The organism is Limnohabitans sp. Jir72 (genome assembly GCF_003063575.1).
In the GTDB taxonomy this organism is placed as follows: Bacteria; Pseudomonadota; Gammaproteobacteria; order Burkholderiales; family Burkholderiaceae_C; genus Limnohabitans_A.
Genome location: NZ_NESC01000016.1, coordinates 12762 through 34094 on the forward strand (window position 1 = coordinate 12762; position 21333 = coordinate 34094).

At 61.8% G+C, this 21333-nt stretch carries 20 protein-coding genes; 11 read left to right on the forward strand and 9 right to left on the reverse strand.

Annotated elements, in window-relative coordinates; genetic code table 11:
* Positions 1-18 precede the first annotated feature (18 nt).
* Positions 19-390, forward strand: coding sequence for a helix-hairpin-helix domain-containing protein (locus B9Z52_RS16520; RefSeq protein WP_108414952.1), 372 nt, complete (start codon positions 19-21; stop codon positions 388-390).
* 45 nt (positions 391-435) lie between these two features.
* Here the strand turns inward: B9Z52_RS16520 and B9Z52_RS16525 are convergent, their stop codons facing one another.
* Positions 436-4098: a hydantoinase B/oxoprolinase family protein gene (locus tag B9Z52_RS16525; RefSeq protein WP_108414953.1), complete on the reverse strand. Its 3663-nt coding sequence runs from the start codon at positions 4096-4098 to the stop codon at positions 436-438.
* A 13-nt stretch (positions 4099-4111) separates the two neighbouring features.
* Entirely contained in the window at positions 4112-4645 is a 534-nt protein-coding gene (locus tag B9Z52_RS16530) for a winged helix DNA-binding protein (RefSeq protein WP_108414954.1), read from the reverse strand.
* 208 nt (positions 4646-4853) lie between these two features.
* On the opposite strand from B9Z52_RS16530, the gene B9Z52_RS16535 reads away from it, so the two are divergent.
* The 6 genes from B9Z52_RS16535 to B9Z52_RS16560 all read left to right on the forward strand — a co-directional run bounded on the left by B9Z52_RS16535 (position 4854) and on the right by B9Z52_RS16560 (position 10452).
* The gene (locus tag B9Z52_RS16535; protein WP_108414955.1) at positions 4854-5831 is read left to right on the forward strand and encodes a TRAP transporter substrate-binding protein; all 978 of its coding nucleotides are present in this window, start codon (positions 4854-4856) and stop codon (positions 5829-5831) included.
* 6 nt (positions 5832-5837) lie between these two features.
* The gene (locus tag B9Z52_RS16540; RefSeq protein ID WP_108414956.1) at positions 5838-6404 is read left to right on the forward strand and encodes a TRAP transporter small permease; all 567 of its coding nucleotides are present in this window, start codon (positions 5838-5840) and stop codon (positions 6402-6404) included.
* Complete coding sequence (locus B9Z52_RS16545; RefSeq protein ID WP_108414957.1) at positions 6404-7714, forward strand: TRAP transporter large permease; 1311 nt, start codon at positions 6404-6406, stop codon at positions 7712-7714. Before B9Z52_RS16540 ends, B9Z52_RS16545 begins: the two co-directional genes overlap by 1 nt.
* A gap of 60 nt (positions 7715-7774) precedes the next feature.
* Positions 7775-8761: a recombination-associated protein RdgC gene (locus B9Z52_RS16550; protein ID WP_108414958.1), complete on the forward strand. Its 987-nt coding sequence runs from the start codon at positions 7775-7777 to the stop codon at positions 8759-8761.
* Positions 8762-8783: 22 nt separating this feature from the next.
* On the forward strand, positions 8784-9173 hold the full coding sequence (gene crcB, locus B9Z52_RS16555; RefSeq protein WP_108414959.1) for a fluoride efflux transporter CrcB: 390 nt from the start codon (positions 8784-8786) through the stop codon (positions 9171-9173).
* 172 nt (positions 9174-9345) lie between these two features.
* The gene (locus B9Z52_RS16560; protein WP_108414960.1) at positions 9346-10452 is read left to right on the forward strand and encodes a helix-turn-helix domain-containing protein; all 1107 of its coding nucleotides are present in this window, start codon (positions 9346-9348) and stop codon (positions 10450-10452) included.
* Between the two features lie 5 nt (positions 10453-10457).
* Here B9Z52_RS16560 and B9Z52_RS16565 read toward each other — a convergent pair whose 3' ends face one another.
* The 3 genes from B9Z52_RS16565 to B9Z52_RS16575 are packed head-to-tail and all read right to left on the reverse strand — an operon-like array spanning position 10458 to position 12738.
* Positions 10458-11273, reverse strand: coding sequence for a substrate-binding domain-containing protein (locus B9Z52_RS16565; RefSeq protein WP_108414961.1), 816 nt, complete (start codon positions 11271-11273; stop codon positions 10458-10460).
* On the reverse strand, positions 11270-12004 hold the full coding sequence (locus B9Z52_RS16570; protein WP_108414962.1) for an ATP-binding cassette domain-containing protein: 735 nt from the start codon (positions 12002-12004) through the stop codon (positions 11270-11272). Before B9Z52_RS16570 ends, B9Z52_RS16565 begins: the two co-directional genes overlap by 4 nt.
* Positions 12001-12738 carry an ABC transporter permease gene (locus B9Z52_RS16575; protein WP_108414963.1) on the reverse strand — a complete coding sequence of 246 codons (738 nt, stop codon included), beginning with the start codon at positions 12736-12738 and terminating at the stop codon, positions 12001-12003. The genes B9Z52_RS16570 and B9Z52_RS16575 overlap by 4 nt, the downstream gene beginning before the upstream one ends.
* Positions 12739-12866: 128 nt before the next feature.
* On the opposite strand from B9Z52_RS16575, the gene B9Z52_RS16580 reads away from it, so the two are divergent.
* The 4 genes from B9Z52_RS16580 (at position 12867) to B9Z52_RS16595 (ending at position 16917) form a co-directional block, all read left to right on the forward strand.
* The gene (locus B9Z52_RS16580) at positions 12867-13997 is read left to right on the forward strand and encodes a substrate-binding domain-containing protein (protein WP_369907950.1); all 1131 of its coding nucleotides are present in this window, start codon (positions 12867-12869) and stop codon (positions 13995-13997) included.
* Between the two features lie 268 nt (positions 13998-14265).
* On the forward strand, positions 14266-14805 hold the full coding sequence (locus B9Z52_RS16585) for a TRAP transporter small permease subunit (RefSeq protein WP_108414985.1): 540 nt from the start codon (positions 14266-14268) through the stop codon (positions 14803-14805).
* A 46-nt stretch (positions 14806-14851) separates the two neighbouring features.
* Complete coding sequence (locus tag B9Z52_RS16590; protein ID WP_108414964.1) at positions 14852-16366, forward strand: TRAP transporter large permease subunit; 1515 nt, start codon at positions 14852-14854, stop codon at positions 16364-16366.
* Positions 16367-16434: 68 nt separating this feature from the next.
* Positions 16435-16917 carry a hypothetical protein gene (locus B9Z52_RS16595; protein ID WP_108414965.1) on the forward strand — a complete coding sequence of 161 codons (483 nt, stop codon included), beginning with the start codon at positions 16435-16437 and terminating at the stop codon, positions 16915-16917.
* Between the two features lie 52 nt (positions 16918-16969).
* Here the strand turns inward: B9Z52_RS16595 and B9Z52_RS16600 are convergent, their stop codons facing one another.
* From B9Z52_RS16600 to B9Z52_RS16615, 4 genes are all read right to left on the reverse strand, one after another.
* A complete protein-coding gene (locus B9Z52_RS16600) occupies positions 16970-18049 on the reverse strand; it encodes a TRAP transporter substrate-binding protein (RefSeq protein WP_108414966.1) in 1080 nt (359 codons plus the stop codon).
* 197 nt (positions 18050-18246) lie between these two features.
* Complete coding sequence (gene dxs, locus B9Z52_RS16605; protein ID WP_108414967.1) at positions 18247-20091, reverse strand: 1-deoxy-D-xylulose-5-phosphate synthase; 1845 nt, start codon at positions 20089-20091, stop codon at positions 18247-18249.
* Positions 20092-20095: 4 nt separating this feature from the next.
* A complete protein-coding gene (locus B9Z52_RS16610) occupies positions 20096-20998 on the reverse strand; it encodes a polyprenyl synthetase family protein (RefSeq protein WP_108414968.1) in 903 nt (300 codons plus the stop codon).
* Complete coding sequence (locus tag B9Z52_RS16615; RefSeq protein ID WP_108414969.1) at positions 20995-21246, reverse strand: exodeoxyribonuclease VII small subunit; 252 nt, start codon at positions 21244-21246, stop codon at positions 20995-20997. The genes B9Z52_RS16610 and B9Z52_RS16615 overlap by 4 nt, the downstream gene beginning before the upstream one ends.
* Positions 21247-21333 lie beyond the last annotated feature (87 nt).

Consider the following 21333-nt stretch of genomic DNA (forward strand, 5'->3'; position numbering starts at 1 on the left):
TACAGGGAGGGGCATCGCATGATCGCAAAAACAGCAGCCGTGCTGGTCACCGGATTGTTTGCCGGACTGTCTTGGGCTCAAATCGAACTGAACAAAGCCTCCGAAATTGACCTGGATGGCCTCAGGGGCGTGGGCCCAAGCCTGACACGGCAGGTGCTCCATGAGCGACAAAAAGGGGCGTTTGCAGACTGGCCCGATGTCATGCAACGCATCAAGGGCATCGGCCCTAAAAAAGCGGCCAGCTTGTCAGATCAAGGGCTGCGCGTGCAAGGCCAGTTGTACGCACCTTCGGTGCCCACCATGCCACAGCCCACCATGCCACAGCCCACCATGCCACAGCCCGCCGTGACGCCAAACGCCGACTCAGTTTCTGGCACCCACACGCGCTGAGGTGTGCACGGAGGCCCAGCCTGAGGCCTGCCCCGAATGCAGACCTCAAACGGCGCCAAATCCCCCGCCACCCGGCGTGTGGATCTCCAACACATCGCCCACCTGCATCTCCACCTGGCCAATGTGCGCCAACTCTTGGGTGCTGCCATCGCTGCGCACCACCCGGTTGATGCCCGGCAAGCCACTGTGCCCGCCCGCCATGCCAAAGGCCGGATGGATGCGTCCGTTGGACAAAATGCCCGCCGTCATCGGCTCCAGAAAGCGCACCCGGCGCACCCCGCCATCGCCACCCCGCCAGCGCCCCGCACCGCCCGAACCTTGGCGGATCGCGTAGCTGTCCAGCCGCACCGGAAAGCGGAACTCCAGCACCTCGGGGTCGGTCAGGCGTGAATTGGTCATGTGGGTTTGCACCACCGAAGTACCGTCAAAACCGCCTATCAACTGGCCCTTGTCGTCAAAACGTCCGCCTGCGCCGCTGCCGCCTGAGATGGTTTCGTAGTACTGCACCCGCGCATTGCCAAAGGTGAAGTTGTTCATGGTCGGCTGGCTGCCCGCCATCACACCCAAAGCACCGAACAGCGCATTGGTGATGCAAGTCGAGGTTTCCACATTGCCCGCCACCACCGAAGCCGGTGCGTTGGGGTTGAGCATGGAGCCCTGCGGAATGATGACCTTGAGCGGCTTCAGGCACCCCGCGTTCAGCGGAATATCGTCATCCACCAGGCTGCGGAAAACGTACAGCACCGCCGCCATGCACACCGCCCGGGGCGCATTGAAGTTGTTGGGCAATTGGGCGCTGGTGCCGGTGAAGTCAATCTCGGCCGTGCGCTCAGCCGCATTGACGCGCACAGCCACCTGGATCTGCGCGCCATTGTCCAGCGGCAAAGTGAAAGTGCCGTTTTTCAGGCGCGTGATGACGCGGCGCACCGATTCCTCGGCGTTGTCCTGCACATGGCGCATATAGGCCTGCACCACGTCCAGCCCAAACTGGTCCACCATGCGGCGCAGCTCTTGCACGCCTTTTTCGTTGGCGGCGATCTGCGCCTTCAGGTCGGCCATGTTTTGCGCCGGGTTGCGCGAAGGGTATTCGCCGCTTTGCAGCAAGGCCACCATCTCGGCTTCTCGCAAACGCCCGGCTTCGACCAATTTGAAGTTGTTGATCTGCACGCCCTCTTCTTCTATGCGCGTGGAAAACGGCGGCATGGAGCCGGGCGTCAAACCGCCCACATCGGCATGGTGGCCGCGTGAGCCCACATAAAACACCGGCTCGGTATGGCCCTCCAGATACACCGGGGTGATGACGGTGATGTCGGGCAAATGCGTGCCGCCGTGGTAAGGGTCGTTGAGCACGAACACATCGCCCGGCTGCATGCGACCTTTGTTCTCTTGAATCACGGTCTGAATGCTTTCACCCATCGAACCCAAATGCACCGGCATGTGTGGCGCATTGGCAATCAAGTGCCCTTCGGCGCTGAACAAGGCGCAAGAGAAGTCCAGCCGCTCTTTGATGTTGACCGAGTAAGCCGTGTTTTGCAGCTGCAAACCCATTTGCTCGGCGATGTTCATGAACAGGTTGTTGAACACTTCCAGCAGCACCGGGTCGGCCTGCGTGCCTGCCGCGTGCTGCACCGCCCGTGCTTGTACGCGCACCAGCAGCAAATGGTCCAGAGAGGTCAGCCGAGCCTGCCAACCGGGCTCCACCACAGTGGTGGCGTTTTTCTCGGCAATGATGGCGGGGCCGTCGATCACGTCGCCGGGGCGCATGTCTTCGCGCACCACCAGCGCGGCATCCTGCCACTGGGCCACGCCTTGGGCGTTGGTGGCGTAGACCTGCACCGTGTCACGGCGCGGCACTTCGCGTTCGGGGTTCAGACCGTGAACGGCCTCTTCGGGCGCATCACCGGGCAGCACGGCCTCGACCGACACGGCCTCCACCACCAGGGCTTTGCCCTGCATCAAGAAGGCAAAGCGCTGGCGATAAGCCGCCTCAAAACCGGCCACCAATTGGGCCTGATCACCCCAAGACACGACCAGCGCCGAGTCGGTGCCTTCATAGCGCAAATGCGCGCGTTGGCGCAGCTCGATGCGGTCGGCACCTCCGGCATCCACGCCCATTTGCGCCAGCAAGGCTTGGCGCGAGGTTTCGCCCAAAGCCTGCAAACGCTCGGCCATGTAAGGCATGGCCGCAGCATCCAATCGTCGCTCCACAGACTCCTCGCGCATCACGTTCTGGTCGGCCAAGCCCATACCATAGGCCGACAGCACGCCCGCCAGCGGGTGCACCAGCACCTGCGACATGCCCAAAGCGTCGGCCACCAAACAAGCATGTTGCCCCCCCGCCCCGCCAAAACACTGCAAGGTGTAACGCGTCACGTCGTAACCCCGCGCCACCGAGATTTTCTTGATCGCGTTGGCCATCTGCTGCACCGCGATCTGGATGAAACCATGCGCCACGTCTTCGGCGGCGCGGCCGGTCTGTGCGGCCAGTTTTTGGAAGTGCCCGCGCACTACCTCGGCGTCCAGAGGCTGGTTCGCCTCCGGCCCGAACAGCGACGGGAAAAACTTCGGCTGTACCTTGCCCACCATCACGTTGGCATCGGTCACGGCCAAAGGCCCGCCCCGGCGGTAACTGGCTGGGCCGGGGTTGGCACCCGCGCTTTGTGGCCCCACCCGAAACCGCGCACCGTCATAGGCCAGCAATGACCCGCCGCCTGCCGCCACGGTGTGGATGCTCATCATCGGGGCGCGCATGCGCACCCCGGCTACTTGCGTTTCAAACTCGCGCTCGAACTGTCCGGCAAAGTGCGACACATCGGTGGACGTGCCACCCATGTCAAACCCAATCACCTTGTCGTGCCCCGCCAGCTGAGCCGTGCGGGCCATGCCCACAATGCCGCCCGCCGGGCCACTCAAAATCGCGTCCTTGCCCGCAAACACCTGTGCGTCCGTGAGGCCACCCGAAGACTGCATGAACATCAGTTTCACGCCCGGCATCTCAGAAGCCACCTGGTTCACATAGCGGCCCAAAATCGGTGACAAGTAGGCATCCACCACCGTGGTGTCGCCCCGGCTGACCAGCTTCATCATCGGACTGGTCTGGTGTGAGGTGCTGACCTGTGTGAAACCCACTTCACGCGCCAGCCGAGCGGCAGCCTGCTCGTGCGCCGTGTGCCGCCAGCCGTGCATGAAGACCACCGCCACCGAGCGCACACCTTGGGTGTGCCAATGCATCAATTGGGTGCGCAAATGCGCTTCGTCCAAAGGCTGCAAGACCTCGCCGTCTACCGCCACGCGCTCTTGCGCCTCGACCACGGCGCTGTAGAGCAACTCGGGCAACACGATCTGCCGGTCAAACAAACGCGGGCGGTTTTGGTAGGCGATGCGCAGCGCATCGCCAAAGCCATGTGTGGTCACCAGCAGCGTGGCCTCGCCCTTGCGCTCGAGCAGCGCGTTGGTGGCCACAGTGGTGCCCATCTTCACGCACTCGACCAGCTCGGGCGTGACCGGCTCACCGGCTTTGAGGCCCAGCAAATGGCGAATGCCTGCCACGGCCGCGTCGCGGTATTGCTCTGGGTTTTCGGAGAGCAGCTTGTGCGTCACCAAGCTGCCGTCAGGCCGCTTGCCGACCACATCGGTGAAGGTGCCGCCCCGGTCGATCCAGAACTGCCAGCGGTTTTTGCCAGTGGAGGGATGGATTGCTTCGCTCATCGCTTGCCTCTGTTCACAAAGATGCGGCAGCACGCGCTGCCTGGTCGTACATGCCCGAAAGCACACGCAGCAATCGGGCCAACTCGCCAATGTCGCGGTTCAGGCCATCGTCGGCTTTGAGCGCGTCGATCAAGCAGCTCTCTCGGATCTCGCGGTAGCGCTGCACAAATTGACGCCCCTCGTCGGTCGCGGCATAGGTCACTTCCTTGCCGTTTTTTTGCGAAGCCACCACGCCCAGACCCTGCAGTTTTTTGAGGGCGTAATTCACCAAATGGGTGTCTTCGATGTTCATGATGAAGCAGATGTCGGCCAGGCGCTTGTCGCGCGCCCGGTGCGTCACATGGTGCAGCACCAGCACATCCAGCGGGGTCAGGTCTTTCAGGCCCGCCGCGCTCATGCAGTGCACGATCCAGCGGTGAAAAGCGTTGCCCGCCACGATCAGGCCGAACTCGAATTCGCTCATCTCGGCGCTGTCGGGCGAGACCAGATGGGCCGAAGACACGATGGGGTTGGCGGCTTTGTTGGGGGCTGGATGTTTGCTGGGCATGGGCACACGCTTTCAGGGCAATGGTGAGAAAGTCTAGTCGCCATCATCACAATTTGCCAACAATTTGTTGACATTAAGGGAAATCACCGATCCCAAGCACTGGCAACTTGCCTACAGTGAACAGCAGCCCGATGCACCGGCTGCGTGCACATCACAGGCACAGCTTTTGCTGTGCTCCATGGCTTGGTCCACCTTTTCAGGAGTTTTCATGAAACGTCGCGCCCTCCACCTCAGCCTGCTGGCTGGCCTGCTGGCCCTCTCCGGTTTGGTCTCGGCCCAAACCAAGTGGGACCTGCCCGCCGCCTACCCGTCCAGCAACTTCCACTCGCTGAACTTGGCCCAGTTCGCCACCGATGTGGACAAAGCCTCCGGCGGCAAACTCAAGATCACGGTGCACGCCAATGCATCGCTCTTCAAAGCCCCCGAGATCAAGCGCGCCGTGCAAGGCGGTCAAGCCCAGGCGGGTGAAATTTTGCTGGCCAACTTCAGCAACGAATGGCCGATTTACGCCGCCGACGGCCTGCCCTTCTTGGCCGACAGCTACGACGAAGGCATGAAGCTTTACAAAGCCCAAAAGCCCGTGATGGAGAAGAAGCTGGCCGAACAAGGCATGGTGCTGCTGTACTCGGTGGCCTGGCCACCCCAGGGCATCTACAGCAAGAAAGCCATCAACAGCGCAGCCGACCTCAAGGGCATCAAGTGGCGCTCGTACAGCCCGTCGACCGCCCGCATCGCCGAGCTGGTGGGCGCGCAGCCTGTGACGGTGCAGGCGGCAGAATTTACCCAGGCCCTGGCCACCGGCGTGGTCGAGTCGACCATGACGTCTGGTGCCACAGGCGTGGACAGCAAGCTCTACGAACACCTCAAGTATTACTACGACGTGCAGGCCTGGTTGCCCAAGAACGCGGTGATCGCCAACAAGAAGGCTTTTGACGCACTCGACAAAGCCACGCAAGACGCCGTGATGAAGGCCGCCGCCGATGCTGAAAGCCGTGGCTGGAGCGAGTCACGCAAAGTCAACGACACAACGCTGGCCACCCTCAAAGCCAATGGCATGACCGTCACGGCCCCATCGGCCCAACTCAAAGCCGACATGGCCAAGGTGGGCGACACCATGCTCAAAGAATGGCTGGACAAAGCGGGTGCCGAAGGCAAGGCCCTGGTCGACGCCTACAACAAGAAATAAGCCCACATGAGCACCAGCAGCACAGCCAGCGCCAGCTTAGGCAGGCGCTTTTTGGACGGTTTGTACCTCTTGGGGGGCAACCTGGCCGCCCTGTGCGTGCTGGCCATTTTGGTCTTGATGATCGCCGCCTCGGTGGGGCGCGTGTTCGAGTGGCGCGTCTCCTGGGTCAACGACATCGTGGCTTGGCTGTGCGCGGCTGCGGCCTTTTTGGGCATGGCCTACAGCTTTAGAAACGGCGACTTTGTGCGCGTGACATTGGTGCTCGAATCGGTGTCTGCCCCCGTGCGCCGCTGGCTGGAGCTGGTCTCACTGGCCGTGGCCGCCGTGGCGATTGGCTACCTGGGCTATTGGGCAGCGCGCTTTACCTGGGAAAGCTACGAATTCAATGACATCGCAGGCAATATGGTGGCGATCCCGATCTGGATTCCGCAAATGAGCTTTGTGATCGGCTCGGCCATTTTGGTGATCGCCGTGCTCGACGAATGCGTCTGCGTGTTCCGGGGCGGCAAGCCCAGCTATGTGGCGCGTGTCGAAGAGCGGCACGCCCGTGGTGATTTTTCAGAGGAGATGTGATGGGCCTGCTTGAAATCGGAGGCCTGCTCCTCTTTTTGATGTTGCTGATGCTCAGCGGCGGCGTCTGGATCGCCATGACGCTGGCGATTGTGGGCTGGGTCGGTCAGGCGTTTTTCACCAACACCCTGCCGGGCAAAAACCTGTTTTCATCTTTCTGGGAAACCTCGGCCAGCTGGGAACTTGCGGCCCTGCCCATGTTCATCTGGATGGGCGAAATTTTGTACCGCACCAAACTGTCCGAGCAGATGTTCGACGGCCTGTCGCCTTGGCTGTCCAAAGTACCCGGCCGCTTGATGCACACCACCATTTTGGGTTGCGGCATTTTTGGCTCGGTCTCGGGCTCGTCGGCCGCCACCTGCGCCACCATTGCCAAGGTGGCCCTGCCCGAGCTGGAAAAGCGCGGGTATGACCGCAACATTGCCTTGGGCTCATTGGCCGCTGCGGGCGGTCTGGGCATTTTGATTCCGCCGTCCATCACCATGGTGGTGTACGCCGTGGCGGCTGACGCCAGCGTGATCCGACTGTTCCTCGCAGGCTTTTTGCCTGGCTTCTTGCTGATGGGCCTGTTCTCGGGTTACATCATCTGGTGGAGCCTGCGCAACCCCGACAAAGTGCCGCCTGCGGAAGCCCCAACCACCTTCATGGAAAAAATGCGACGCTCGGGCAGCTTGATTCCTTGTGGCTTGCTGATTGTCTTCATCGTGTGGGTGCTGGTGGCCGGCATCGCCACCGCCACCGAATGCGCGGCCTATGGGGTGCTGGGGTCGCTGGCCATTGCCGCCGCAGGCCGCAGCCTGACTTGGGAAAACTTCTGGCAAGGCCTGGTGGGCGCCACGCGTGTGAGCTGCATGATCATGTTCATCTTGGCGGGCGCAGCCTTCTTGACCAAAACCATGGCCTTCACCGGCATTCCGCGCGAGCTGGCCGAGTTTGTGCACAGCATGAACCTCTCGCCCTTTGGCCTGATCGGTGTGCTGGTGGTGGTGTATTTGATTTTGGGCACGGCGCTCGACGGCATCTCGATGATCGTGCTGACCAGCGCGGTGGTGCTGCCCATGATCCAAAAGGCCGGGTTTGACCTGGTCTGGTTCGGCATCTTCATCATCATGTTGGTCGAAATCGCCGAAATCACGCCGCCCGTGGGCTTCAACCTCTTTGTGTTGCAGAACATGACCGGCATCGACAGCAACCGCATCGCCCGCGTGACCTTGCCCTTTTTCGCCTGCATGATCGTGGGCATCGGCTTGATCACGGTGTTCCCGTCCATCGTCACCAGCGTGCCCGATTGGTTGATGGGCGTGGCCAAGTAAAACAGCACTCCACTCCGGTAAGATGCCGCGCTGGCCCCCTGTGGCATGAAAGAGTGACGGATGTTCAAAAATGTGATGGTTTACCGCATCGGCGAGGGCTTTGCCCCGTCGCTGACGGAAGTGCAAGCGGCGCTGGAGCCCGCCCAGTTTGTGGAATGCGGTGCCAGCCAGGAGAAATCCGTGGGCTGGATTCCGCCACGCGGTGAGGCCTACGGCCCACTGGTCGAGTCGGTGGGCGGTCAATGGATCATCAAGCTGATGATCGAGTCCAAGGCGGTGCCTGGCAACGTGGTGCGCCGCAAGGCCGATGAACGCATCGCCGAAATCGAAGCGGCCACCGGCCGAAAACCCGGCAAAAAAGAAAAGCGCGACCTCATGGACGACGTCCTGCTGTCGCTGCTGCCCCAAGCTTTCGCACGGCAATCGACCGTGGTGGTGTGGATGGACTTGGAAAACCGCCGCCTGGTGCTCAACGCGGGCAGCCAGGGCAAAGCCGACGAAGTCATGTCCGCGCTGATGAATGTGTTGGCGGGCTTGTCGGTCTCGCTGATCCAAACCGTGACCTCGCCCCAAGCCGCCATGACCCAATGGCTGCTGGCCCCGACCGAAGACGAATGGCCGGCCGACCTGACGGTGGAGCGCGAAACCGTGCTCAAGTCCACCGGTGAAGACGCTGCCAGCGTGCGCTTTACCCGCCACCACCTGGCCAACGACGATGTGCGCAAGCATGTCATGGAAGGCAAACTGCCCACACAGTTGGCCCTGAGCTGGGACGGACGCGTGGCCTTTGTGCTGACCGAGACCCTGCAGCTGAAAAAAGTGCAGTTCCTCGACGGCGTGATGGACGAATCGGGCACCGACAAAAACGAAGACCGCTTCGACGGCGATGTGGCCCTGTCCACCGGCCTGCTCGGCCCCTTGCTGGACAGCCTGATCGAAGCGCTGGGTGGCGAGATGACACTGGGCGCAGAAGCGGCCCCAGCCTCGGCCCCGGCCCAAACCACCACCGCCGTGACCGAAACGGCCGACGACGACCCGCCCTTTTGAGCACCACTGACCAGGAGTGAACATGCCCTCTGTGATCGCGATTTGCCTGGGCGCCTGCGCAGGCGCTTTGTCACGCTGGCAGCTGGGCCTGTGGCTCAACCCCAGCAGCACCAGTGCGGGGCTCATGCCCTGGGGTACCTTGGCCGCCAACCTGATCGGCGGTTATCTGGTGGGCGTGTGCGTGGGCGTGTTCCAGCAACTGCCCGACCTGGACCCGGTCTGGCGACTGGCACTGGTCACCGGCTTTTTAGGCGCACTGACCACGTTTTCCAGCTTCTCGGCCGAAGTGGTCGGCATGCTGCAACAAGGCCGCTACGCGTTTGCGGCAGGCACGGCCTCGGTACACTTGTTTGGCTCTTTGGCCTTGACCGTCTTGGGCCTGAAGACTGTCGCCCTGATCTGGGCCCGTTGAGCCTCAACCAGCGCCGAGCCAGGTGATGCGTTCAAAGCGCGCATGTCAAAAGTCCCCCACGTGCATGCGCACACATAAAATGACCGAGGTTTGCGCGACCCCAAAAGACTTGGACTCACGGCAAGATTGCCCAGGTTGGACATCAAAAACCTCCGTTTGAGACACTCCCGACATGCCTCTCACAGCACCTCCCAGCGACCGACTGATGCGCATTGAACAAGCCCGAAACCTTGTGTTTCAAGGCCGCAGAGCCGACGTGCAACCAAGCGTCTCGCCCTGGATCGCTCAATCTTGGCAACGCTGCCTGGACATGGGCCTGCAGCCCGAGCAGCCTGTGGGCTTTGACGCCGTGTCGGCACAGCACATGCGCCATGTGCAGGAAGCCAGCCGCCCTCTGGTGCAAGCCGCGCAGCCGGTGCTGGTCGAACTGGCCCGGGCGATTGCCGACATCCGCTACTTCGCCATCCTGACCAATGCCCAGGGCATCGTGGTGGATGTGCATGGCGCGGTGGACAGGCAGGACCGCCGCGCCGACGCCATCGCCCGCGTGGGCGTGGACCTGTCAGAAAAGTCAGTGGGCACGACCTCGATCAGTGCGGCCTTGACCGAGCTGCAGCCCGTCTGGCTCCACAGGGGTGAACATTTTTTCAATGACAACAGTATTTACAGCTGCGCGGGTGCGCCCGTGTTTGGCCCCGATGGTTTGTGTGCAGGCATGCTGGATTTGACGGGCATCGAAACCATGGAGCGGCCTGCTCTCAAACACCTGGTGCGCCGCTCGGCCCGCAGCATTGAAAACAGCTGGCTGCTGTCCACCGGGCATGCACTGGTGTTGCGCCTGAGCTGGCCAGGTAACCAGCCGGGCGATGACAGCGATGGCTTGCTGACACTCGATCAGGATGGCCACATCGTCGGTGCCAACCCGACAGCGCGGCAAATGCTGACGCTCTCGCCCGCCAGCGCTGGCAAAGCCATGCACGCCAGCGATGTGTTTGCCTCGCCTTGGGAAAACCTGTTTGACACCGCAGGACGCGCCACACAAGAGCTGCCCCTGTGGTCAGGGCTGCGACTGCAAACCTTGGCCACGCGTCCGGGCGCGCACCCTACAGCTGTGACGGAACCACCCTTGATGTCGGCCCCCAAAGCCCTCAAGGCGGTACAAACCGACATGATCCGCCAAGCGGTGCAGCAGGCCCGAGGCAATGTGGCAGAAGCTGCACGCGCCTTGGGCATCAGCCGGGCCACCGTGTACCGCAAGCTGGGCGCGCCCAGGCAGTGAGGGGCTTATTTCCCGGCGTTCGGGAAAAACAGCTGTTCGCCGCCGATCTTGTAATCGGCAATGTGGGCCTGACCCGCAGCCGAGGTCACCCAATCGACAAACTTCTGCGCCTCGGCCTGCTTGACATGGGGGTGTTTGGCGGGGTTGACGACCATCACGCCGTACTGGTTGAACAGGCGCTGATCGCCCTCGACCAGCACCACCAGGTCGGCACGGTTCTTGAAGTTCAGCCAGGTGCCGCGATCGGCCAGCACATAAGCGCCTTGCGACGAGGCAATGTTGAGCGCGGGCCCCATGCCGCAGCCGCATTCCCGGTAGCCAGCGCCTTTGGCCGCTTCCAAGTTGGCCATTTTCCAAAAGCGCTGTTCAGCCGCATGGGTGCCGCTCTTGTCGCCTCGGGACACAAAGGCCGCATTCGTGGCGGCCACTTTGCCCAGGGCCGCCACGATGTCGCGGCCCTTGGTGCCCGCCGGATCGGCCTTGGGGCCGATCAGCACAAAGTCGTTGTACATGACAGGCCATCGCTTGAGGCCAAAGCCGTCGGCCACAAACTTTTCTTCGGCCGCCTGGTCGTGCACAAACACCACATCGGCATCACCGCGACGCGCCATGTCCAGCGCCTGGCCGGTGCCCAGGGCCACCACTTTCACGTCCAGCCCGCTGGCCTTTTTGAAGGCGGGCAGCAGGTGGGCAAACAAGCCCGACTGCTCGGTCGAGGTGGTTGAAGACATGACGATGGACTGCGCCTGCGCCCAACTGGCCGTTGCCGCCAACAGCGCACACACCAGGGCACGGCGGCTCATTGCAAATGGGAAAGTCATGTCAGTTCTCCTTGAACAAAAGCATGGGCCGCAGGACTGCGCACAGACAGCTCGGCGGCGTTGAAAAACAAGCCAACGGGCAGATCCGCCAACACGCGACCGCCCTCCAGATAAATGACCCGGCTGGCCAGGCGCTTGACCTGCCCCAGGTTGTGACTGGCCCAGATCAGGGTCAGTGGCTGCCCTTGCCCCTGGGCAAACTCGGCAATCAAGGCTTCCACCTCGCGCTTGGCGTGCGGGTCCAGGCTGGCGGTGGGCTCGTCCAGCAGCAGCACATCGGGCTGCCGGACCCAGGCCCGCGCCAGGGCCAGACGCTGCTGTTGACCACCCGACAGCTGCCGCCCACCCTGCGCCGCCACGGCCGACAGGCCCACGCGCTGCAAGGCTTGCGCCGCACGGGTTTTGGCCTCTTGCCAGGACAGGCCCAATCTGCGGTCCAGCCAGGCACCCAGCGCCACATTGTTCAGCGCCGTGGTGCGCAGCAAATGCGGTTTTTGAAACAGCATGGCCTGGTGCAATGCCGGGTGTCGTGTCACGCGGCCCTGCGCCATGGGCAGCAAGCCATGCAGTGCGCGCAGCAAGGTGCTTTTACCCGAGCCGTTGGAGCCCACCAAGGCCACCCGCTCACCAGGCATGATCTGCAAGTCCACCCCGGTCAGCGCCTGCAAAGGCCCCAGGCGCACACCCACGCCCTCAAACTGAACCACAGGCGTCAAGGCCGAAGCACTCATGCCACCCACCCTTTGGGCGAAGGCACCGCCAAGCCCTGACGACGCTCACCAAAGCGGCGCAGACCAGCCAACAACAAATTGAGCAAGAGCACCACCGCCAGCAACACCAGCCCCAGGCCCAGCGCCAGCGGCAAATCGCCCTTGCTGGTTTCCAGCGCGATGGCGGTCGTCATGACGCGGGTAAAACCATCGATGTTGCCGCCCACAATCATCACCGCGCCGACCTCTGAAATGGCCCGGCCAAACGCGGCCACACCGATGGTCAGCAAGGCATAGCGCTCATCCCAGGCCAGCAACCAACTGCGAAACACAGGCCCCGCCCCCAGCGATGCCCATTGTTCGCCGTGCTGACGCTCCACGTCTTCGACCACCTGGCGCGTGAGCGCGGTCACCACCGGCACCACCAGCATGACCTGCGCCACCACCATGGCCTTGAAACTGAACAACCAGCCCAAAAAGCCCAGCGGCCCGGTCCGAGACAGCAGCAAATACACCATCAGCCCGACCACCACCGAAGGCAGCGCCAAAGAGGTGTTCAGCGCCACCAGCACCGCGCCCCGCCCGGGAAATCGCGCCACCGCCAGCCATGCCCCCAGCACCAGGCCCAAACCATAGGCCAGCAAGGTGGCCGTGGCACTGACGGCCAAGGACCGCAGCACCACCGTCCACAAAGCGGCATCCAGCGAAGAAATGAGTCCCAGCGCCGTCAAGACGCTGTCGGTCAAGGTGTTCATAAAGTAGCGGTCGATGCTACTGGAAGCCTGCCCAACCAAGGCTACGTGTTGCCCACTATGAAATCACTTGCATAAGCACCTGAGCACAGACCGCAAACCGTTTGGCATATTCAGGCAAACTTCGGCCTGTGCAACACATCAACCTCTCCTACAGCTGGACGCCCCATTCAGAAAGTGCCGGATCACGCAACCGGCTCAGCCCGATCCGCAACCCCCTCATGGACATGCTGCAAGCCGTGCGCGAGTCAGGCTCCATCGGAGCTGCGGCCAAATCCATGCAACTGTCTTACCGCCATGTCTGGGGCGAGCTCAAGCGCTGGGAACAAGTCCTCGACCAGCCCCTGATCCTCTGGGAAAAAGGCCAAGCCGCGCGTTTGAGCGAGTTTGCAGACAAATTGCTCTGGGCCGAACGCCAGGCGCAGGCGCGCCTGTCCCCCCAAATCAGCGCCCTGCAAGCGGAGCTTGAAAAAACCTTTGCCGTGGCCTTTGATGCCAACAGCCATTTGCTGACGGTCTACGCCAGCCACGACGACGCACTGGTCCGCCTGCGGGAACACGCCGCCGAACAGGCCCTGCACCTGGACATGCGCTTTTGCGGCAGCGTCGATGCCCTGCGCTCGCTCAACGAGGGCCGCTGCAATGTGGCAGGTTTTCACGCCCCCATGCAGCCCTCGCCGCGCTCCCTGGTGGCCCGCACATACAAACCCCTGCTGCGCACCGGGCAGCACAAACTCATTGGCTTTGCGCTGCGCCAGCAAGGCCTGATGGTGACGCCCGGCAATCCGCGCCGCATTCAGCAACTGAGCGATTTGACGCAAGCGGGCCTGCGCTACATCAACCGCAGTCTGGGCACCGGCACCCGACTGCTGCTGGACGATGCCCTGCTCAGTGCGGGCATCGCGGCCCGTCAGATCACGGGTTACGACCAAGAGGAAAGCTCACACGCTGCCGTGGCCGCTGCCGTGGCCGCGGGCGTGGCCGACGCAGGCCTGGGCATTGCCTCTGCCGCCCAAGCCCAGGGGCTGGACTTTGTGCCGCTCATGCAAGAGTGCTACTGGCTGGTATGCCTCAAATCGGTGCTGGAGACCCCCTCGGTTCAGGCCATGACACGCGTGCTGCAATCGGACGCCTGGCAACAACACATGACCACCCTGCCCGGATATGAAACCACCGAACTGGCAGGCCAGGTGCAATCGCTGAAAAAAGCCCTGCCTTGGTGGCACTTCAAAACCGGGCACAACACACATACCGCTTATTGATCAGGGCCCTTGAAGTCTCAAGCAACAGGCAAGGGATGGCTTTTTGTAAGAGCCCCACCCTGTGGGCGATGAGCGTGGAACACGCCCTTCATGGCGCGCGATCAATTGGTCGGCAGGCCCAGTTCCAACATTTTTGCCCCCGACACGGGCCCCCTGCCGAGGCTGAAGCCATCCACCTGCACACACAGGGCCTGCCCGTCAGGGTTAACCGAAAATGGTTCCATGGACAGAGGCACTTAAAATGCCTGAAACATTTGGAGAGATCATTTTGTCTGGACTGCTTAAATTTGCCTTTGGCATCGACTGGCTCAACGACCGTTTGGGCAAGCTGGCCACCTGGACCGTCTTGCTGGCAGCCCTCATCAGCGCGGGCAACGCCTTTGTGCGTTACGGCATCGACTGGAGCTCCAACGGCCTGCTCGAAATCCAGTGGTACCTGTTTGCCTATATGGTCATGATCGGCGCACCCTATGTGCTCAAGGTCAACGAACACGTGCGCGTGGACCTGGTCTACGGCAAGCTCCAAGGCAACCGACCTGTCTATGTGGACATCTTCGGTCTGGCCTTCTTCTTGATGCCCGTCATGGGCTTTCTGGCCTGGCTCTCGTTTCCTTATTTCTGGAACACTTTCGTGACCAACGAGCACTCCAGCAATGCCGGTGGCCTGATCCGTTGGCCCGCCACCTTGGCCATGCCACTGGGCTTTGCCATGCTCTGGTTGCAGGGCCTGGCCGAGCTGATCAAGCGCGTGGCCTTCCTCCGCGGCCAATACGCCATGGACACCCATTACGAAAAACCACTGCAGTGAGCGACTTAGCCACAACTGCTCTACGACTCGCTGCAAGGAAATAAAAATGCAAATGGAAAACTTTGCGCCCATCATGTTTGTGGGCTTGGTGTTTGTGATGCTGATCGGTTTTCCGGTCGCATTCTCTTTGGCCGCACTGGGCTTGGCCAGCGGCTTTTTCGCCATTGAAATGGGCTGGTTCCCGCAGGCCTTCCTGGGCAATTTGCCGATCTCGATCTTCTCGATCCTGAACAACGACCTGCTGCTGGCCATTCCTTTCTTCACTTTCATGGGCACCATCCTCGAAAAGTGTGGTCTGGCCGAAGACATGCTCGACGCCATGGGCCAACTGTTCGGCCCCATCAAAGGCGGCCTGGGCTACTCGGTCATCATCGTGGGCTTTATTCTGGGCGCCATCACCGGCACCGTGGCCGGGCAAGTCATTGCCATGGCCCTGATCTCTTTGCCCGTGATGATCCGCTACGGCTACAACACCCGCTACGCCACCGGTGTGCTGGCGGCGTCGGGCACCATCACCCAACTGGTGCCCCCATCGCTGGTGCTGGTGGTGCTGGCCGACCAGCTGGGTCGCCCCGTGGGTGACATGTACAAAGGCGCCTGGGGCCCCTCGCTCATGCAGATCGCCATGTTCGCGATCTACACCTACGCACTGGGTGTGTTCAAGCCCGAATACGTGCCCGGCGTGCCCAAAGAAGCCCGCACCCTGAACGGCTGGCCGCTGTGGCGCAAGTGCCTCAAGGGCATCATCCCGTCGGCGGTGCTGATCTTCACCGTGCTGGGCTCCATGGGCGGTTTGCCCTTCCAGGACCGCGCCATTGCCACCCCCACCGAAGCCGGTGCCATGGGCGTGGTCGGCGCACTGATCTTGGCGGCCATGCACAAGCGCCTGACCAAAGACCTGCTCTGGGAAGCCATGCACGGCACCATGCGCCTGACGGCCATGGTGGTGTTCATCCTGATCGGCTCGCGCGTGTTCAGCCTGGTGTTCCAAGGTGTGGACGGCGCCAAGTGGGTCGAGCACCTGCTGTCGGGCCTGCCCGGCGGTCAAGTGGGCTTTTTGATCGTGGTGAACCTGTTCGTGTTCTTCCTGGCCTTCTTCCTCGACTTCTTCGAGATCGCCTTCATCATCGTGCCCATGCTGGCCCCTGTGGCCGACAAGATGGGCATTGACCTGATCTGGTTTGGCGTGCTGCTGTGCGTGAACTTGCAAACCAGCTTCATGCACCCGCCGTTTGGTTTTGCGCTGTTTTACTTGCGCGGCATTGCCGACACCATGTTCAAGGAAAAGCGCATCGCCGAGCCCATCAAGACCAACGACATTTACATGGGCTCCATCCCTTGGGTGATCATGCAGATCTTGCTGGTGGTGATCGTGATCTTTGTGCCGCAGTCGGTCACCGCCTTCTTGGACAAGCCCGAAGTCATTGACATGAACTCCGTGGTGCTGGAAGCCGCACCCGCACCAGACGAGGCCGCGCCACCGGATGCCAATGCCAACCCGGTCGCGCCCTCCACGGACGATCCGATGAAGGACATCCCGGGCGGCAACGACAAGAAGTAAACCCGGCCACCTTCAAGCACCTCGTCAGCACAGCGGCGAGGTGCTTTTTTCTTTTTGAAGACCCCCACATGCCCCACACCACCCCCAGTGCGCAAGACGCTTCGCTGCCCTACCCCTACCAGCCCCCGTCGCACCCCTTGAGCGCCTCTGCCTTCGGCCCGGTGTTCAAAGCGATGGCCTGGTTCATCCTGCTGGCCTTGATGGCCTGGTGCTGGCGCCTGAACATCGATTGGCGATCGGCCCAAGGCACTTGGTTGGCCGTGGTCTGGGCCATGTTGGCCTTCATGGTCTGGCACATCCAGCGCAGCCGCATCGTGCTGGACCATTTGGCCATCGAGCAAAGCTGGATGTGGCGCCGCCGCGTCACGCTGGCTGAGTTGGCCTATCTGAAGATCATGCGCATCCGGGGTCTGGAGCATCTGGTGGCCCCCCGTATCTATGTGCGCAACCTGGGCGGCAAATTCACCTTCTTCTACTGCCATGACCGCGCCATGCTGGAAGAGTTCACCCGCATCGCCCAAGCCCTGCGCCAGCACGAACAACGGGTATAAAAAAACCCGCCGGGCTTGCGCGCGGCGGGTGGCTTCAGCGGACTGAAAAAGCTCAGAGCTTTTGAGCCTGCATGAAGCTGTCGAAACGGGCTTCGCCGAAACGGAACCACCAGTTTTGCTCAGCACGGAACTTGGAATAGTCGTCATAGACTTTCTTCCAGTTCGGGTTCTTGGCGCTCAACTCGGCATAAACCTCTTGCGAGTGCTTGAAGGCCACGTCCATCATGTCCTTGGGGAAAGGCAGGACCTTGGTCTTTTGGGCAGCCAGTTGCTTCAAAGCGCCAGGGTTGTGCGCATCGTAGCGGGCCTGGATCTCGATGTGGGCCACAGCCGAAGCGGCTTCCACGATGGCCTTGTTCTCGGGCGACAAGGCGTCATAAGCCTTCTGGTTGACCATCAAAGTCAACTGAGGACCACCTTCCCACCAGCCGGGGTAGTAATAGAACGGTGCCACTTTGTTCAGGCCCAACTTCAGATCGTCATAAGGTCCGATCCACTCGGCCGCATCGATGGTGCCTTTTTCCAGCGACTGGTAAATCTCACCAGCGGGAATGTTCTGGGGCACCACGCCCATTCGTTCGAGCACCTTGCCAGCAAAGCCACCGACGCGGAACTTCAGGCCCTTGAGGTCAGCAGCCGACTTGATTTCCTTGCGGAACCAGCCGCCCATCTGGGTGCCCGTGTTGCCCATCACGAAGTTCACGATGTTGAACTTGGCGTAGTGCTCGCGCATCAGCTTCATGCCGTTGCCTTCGTACATCCAGGCCGTCATCTGGCGGCTGTTCAGACCGAAAGGAATCGCGCAATCCAGCGCAAAGGTTTCGTCCTTGCCAAAGAAGTAGTAAGGCGCAGTGTGTGCGCATTCCACGGTGCCGTTCTGCACGCCGTCGAGCACGCCAAAAGCAGGCATCAATTCACCAGCCGCATGGGTGGTGATCTCGAACTTGCCGCCGCTCATCTCTTTGACCTTCTTGGCGAAGACTTCGGAGCCGCCAAACAAGGTGTCCAAAGACTTGGGGAAGCTCGAAGCCAGACGCCAGCGGATGGCGGACTGGGCATGCACGGCAGGCGCAATGCCAGCGGCCAAAACACCGGCGATGCCTGCGTTTTTCAGAATGGAACGACGATCCATGGAATAACTCCTCATTGAAAAATAAACACACCCCAGACTTCAGGGCGTGGACTTATGGGGTACTGGCTATTCTAGAAAGGTCTGCAACCGGTTCTGGCTCGGGTTTACCCTTTTTGTCAGATTTCACCCCGCAAACACCGCAAGCCGTGAAAGTCATTTGACTTTCATCAATGCGGTCTGAACCTCTGCCAAACGCCTCAGGCAAAACGCTTGCGGATCGACGCCTCAATGCCCGCCGCATCCAGGCCTTGCGCGGCCAGCAGTTGGGCGTGGTCACCGTGTTCAATGAACACATCGGGCAAGCCCAGCTGCAGCACAGGCCGCACCAAGTCCAATTGCTGCAAAGCCTCGCTCACGGCGCTGCCCGCGCCGCCCATGATGCTGCCCTCTTCCACCGTCACGATCTGCGCATGGTCTTGGGCGACCCGCTGCAGCATCTCGGTGTCCAGCGGTTTGACCCAACGCATGTTGACCACGGTGGCATTCAGGGCTTCGGCCGCCTTCAAAGCAGGCGCCAGCAAAGAACCAAAAGCCAAGATGGCGATGCCCTCGCCTTGGCGGCGGAGCTCGGCCTTGCCCAAAGGCAAGGGCGTCAAATCGGCATCGGGCACAGCGCCCACGCCCGCACCGCGTGGGTAGCGCACCGCCACCGGGTGGTTTTGCGCGTAGGCCGTGCTCAGCAGCTGGCGGCATTCGCGCTCGTCGGCCGGGCAAGCCAGGCTCATGTTGGGGATGCAGCGGATATAGGCAATGTCGTAAGCGCCTGCATGCGTGGCGCCATCGGCACCCACCAAGCCCGCGCGGTCGATGGCGAACACCACCGGCAAATTCTGCAAGGCCACATCGTGGATCAGCTGGTCATAAGCGCGCTGCAAGAAGGTGGAGTAAATGGCGACCACCGGCTTGAGGCCTTCGCAGGCCATGCCCGCCGCAAAGGTGACGGCATGCTGCTCGGCAATGCCCACGTCGTAATAGCGGTCCGGAAAGCGGCGGTGAAACTCCACCATGCCCGAGCCTTCGCGCATGGCGGGCGTGATGCCCACCAGCCGTTTGTCTTGCTGCGCCATGTCGCACAGCCACTGGCCAAAAACCTGGGTGAAGGTGGTTTTGGCGGGCGTGCTGGGCGGCACCAGACCCACGGCCGGGTCGAACTTGCCGGGGCCGTGGTAGGCCACCGGATCGGCTTCGGCCTTGTCGTAGCCCTGGCCTTTTTTGGTCACCACATGCAAGAACTGCGGGCCATCCAGTTGCTTGATGTTTTCCAACGTCGGGATCAGCGACTCCAGATCGTGCCCGTCGATGGGACCGATGTAGTTGAAGCCAAATTTCTCGAACAAGGTGGCGGGCACCACCATGCCTTTGGCGTGTTCTTCCAGGCGCTTGGCCAGCTCAAACAAGGGCGGCGCGTTCTTGAGCACGTTCTTGCCCACATTTTTGGCGGTCGAATAAAACTTGCCGCTCATCAGCTGCGCCAGGTAACGGTTCAAAGCGCCCACCGGCGGGCTGATCGACATGTCGTTGTCGTTCAAGATCACCAGCAGCTTGCACTCTTCGACGCCCGCGTTGTTGAGCGCTTCAAAAGCCATGCCCGCCGTCATGGCGCCATCACCGATCACGGCGATCGAGTGGCGTGACTCGCCCTTTTGGCGCGCAGCCAGTGCCATGCCCAAGGCGGCCGAAATGCTGGTGGACGAATGGCCCACCCCAAAAGTGTCGAACTCGCTCTCGTCGCGGCGCGGAAAGCCCGACAAACCATTCAACTGGCGCAGCGATGGCATGCGCTCACGACGGCCTGTGAGGATTTTGTGCGGGTAAGTCTGGTGCCCCACATCCCACACGATGCGGTCTTCAGGCGTGTTGAACACATAGTGCAAAGCCACCGTCAGCTCCACCGTGCCCAGGTTCGAGCTCAGGTGCCCGCCGGTCTTAGAGACGTTGTCGAGCACACAGGCCCGCAGCTCTTGCGCAAGGGCGGGCAAATCGGTGCGCTGCAACTGGCGCAAATCGGCCGGTGACTGGATGGCGTGAAGGAAATCGGTCATGGCATCAATGGGTTCGTTGCACCACCATGTCGCACAGGGCGCGCAAAGCGGCCAAGCGATCAGCGGGCAAACCGGTATCTTGCAAAGCTTGCGCGGCTTGTGCCGCCAACTCGTCGGCCAGGCGCTGAGCGGGCTCCAGGCCCATCAGCGCCACATAAGTGGGTTTGTCGGCAGCGGCGTCTTTGCCCGCCGTCTTGCCCAAGGTGGCCGAATCGGCCGTCACGTCCAGGATGTCGTCGACCACCTGAAACGCCAGGCCCATGGCCTCGCCAAACTGCAGCAAAGCCGACTGGACAGGCGCCGACACCGCTGTGCCGCAGGCCGCACCCATTTGCACACTGCACAGCAGCAGGGCGCCGGTCTTGAGCCGGTGCATCTGACGCAGCTGCGCCTCGCTCAGGCGCTGGCCCACACTGGCCAGATCGATCGCTTGGCCACCGGCCATGCCCTGATAGCCCGAAGCACGGGCCAACAAGCCCACACAGGCGGCCTGCACCGCAGGGCTCACGCTGCCGTCCAGCGGGGTGAGCAATTCAAACGCCAAGGTTTGCAAAGCGTCCCCGGCCAACAAAGCCTGGGCCTCGCCAAACTGCACATGCACCGTGGGCTTGCCCCGGCGCAGCACATCGTTGTCCATGCACGGCATGTCGTCGTGCACCAAAGAATAAGCATGGATCAGCTCAATGGCGCAGGCCGCACGCAGGGCCGCTGCCATGTCGCCACCCACCGCTTCGGCCGTGGCCAGCACCAGCAAGGGGCGCAGGCGTTTGCCCCCGTCCAGCACGGCATAGCGCATGGCTTCGCCCAAGTCGGCTGGCGAAGGCTGGGCAATGCCGTCGGCCAGGGCCACTTCCACACGCGCCAGATGCGGCTGCATCCAGGCTTTCAAATCAAACAGTGTGCTCATGCGCCAGTCCAGGGTTTGAGTTGGCCGTTGTCCAGCACCTTGATCTGGTCTTCCACCGCCTGGAGCTTGTCACGGCAAAAGCCCAGCAAGCTGGCCCCGCGCTGGTAGCCCGTTAGCAACTGGTCCAGCGGCATCTGGCCCGACTCGAGTTGCGCCACCAGTTGCTCCAGCTCGCACAAAGCCGCCTCGTAGGTGGACGGCAAGGCCTGCACAGCGTCTGAAGTCTCGGTTTTGGAAGCCTTGGGCATGGGTAGTCCGCGCAAAAAGACTGATTTTAGGCGCTTGGCCTGAGCCCAACTGACAGCCATGCCCACACCAAGGACAAATCAGGGGGC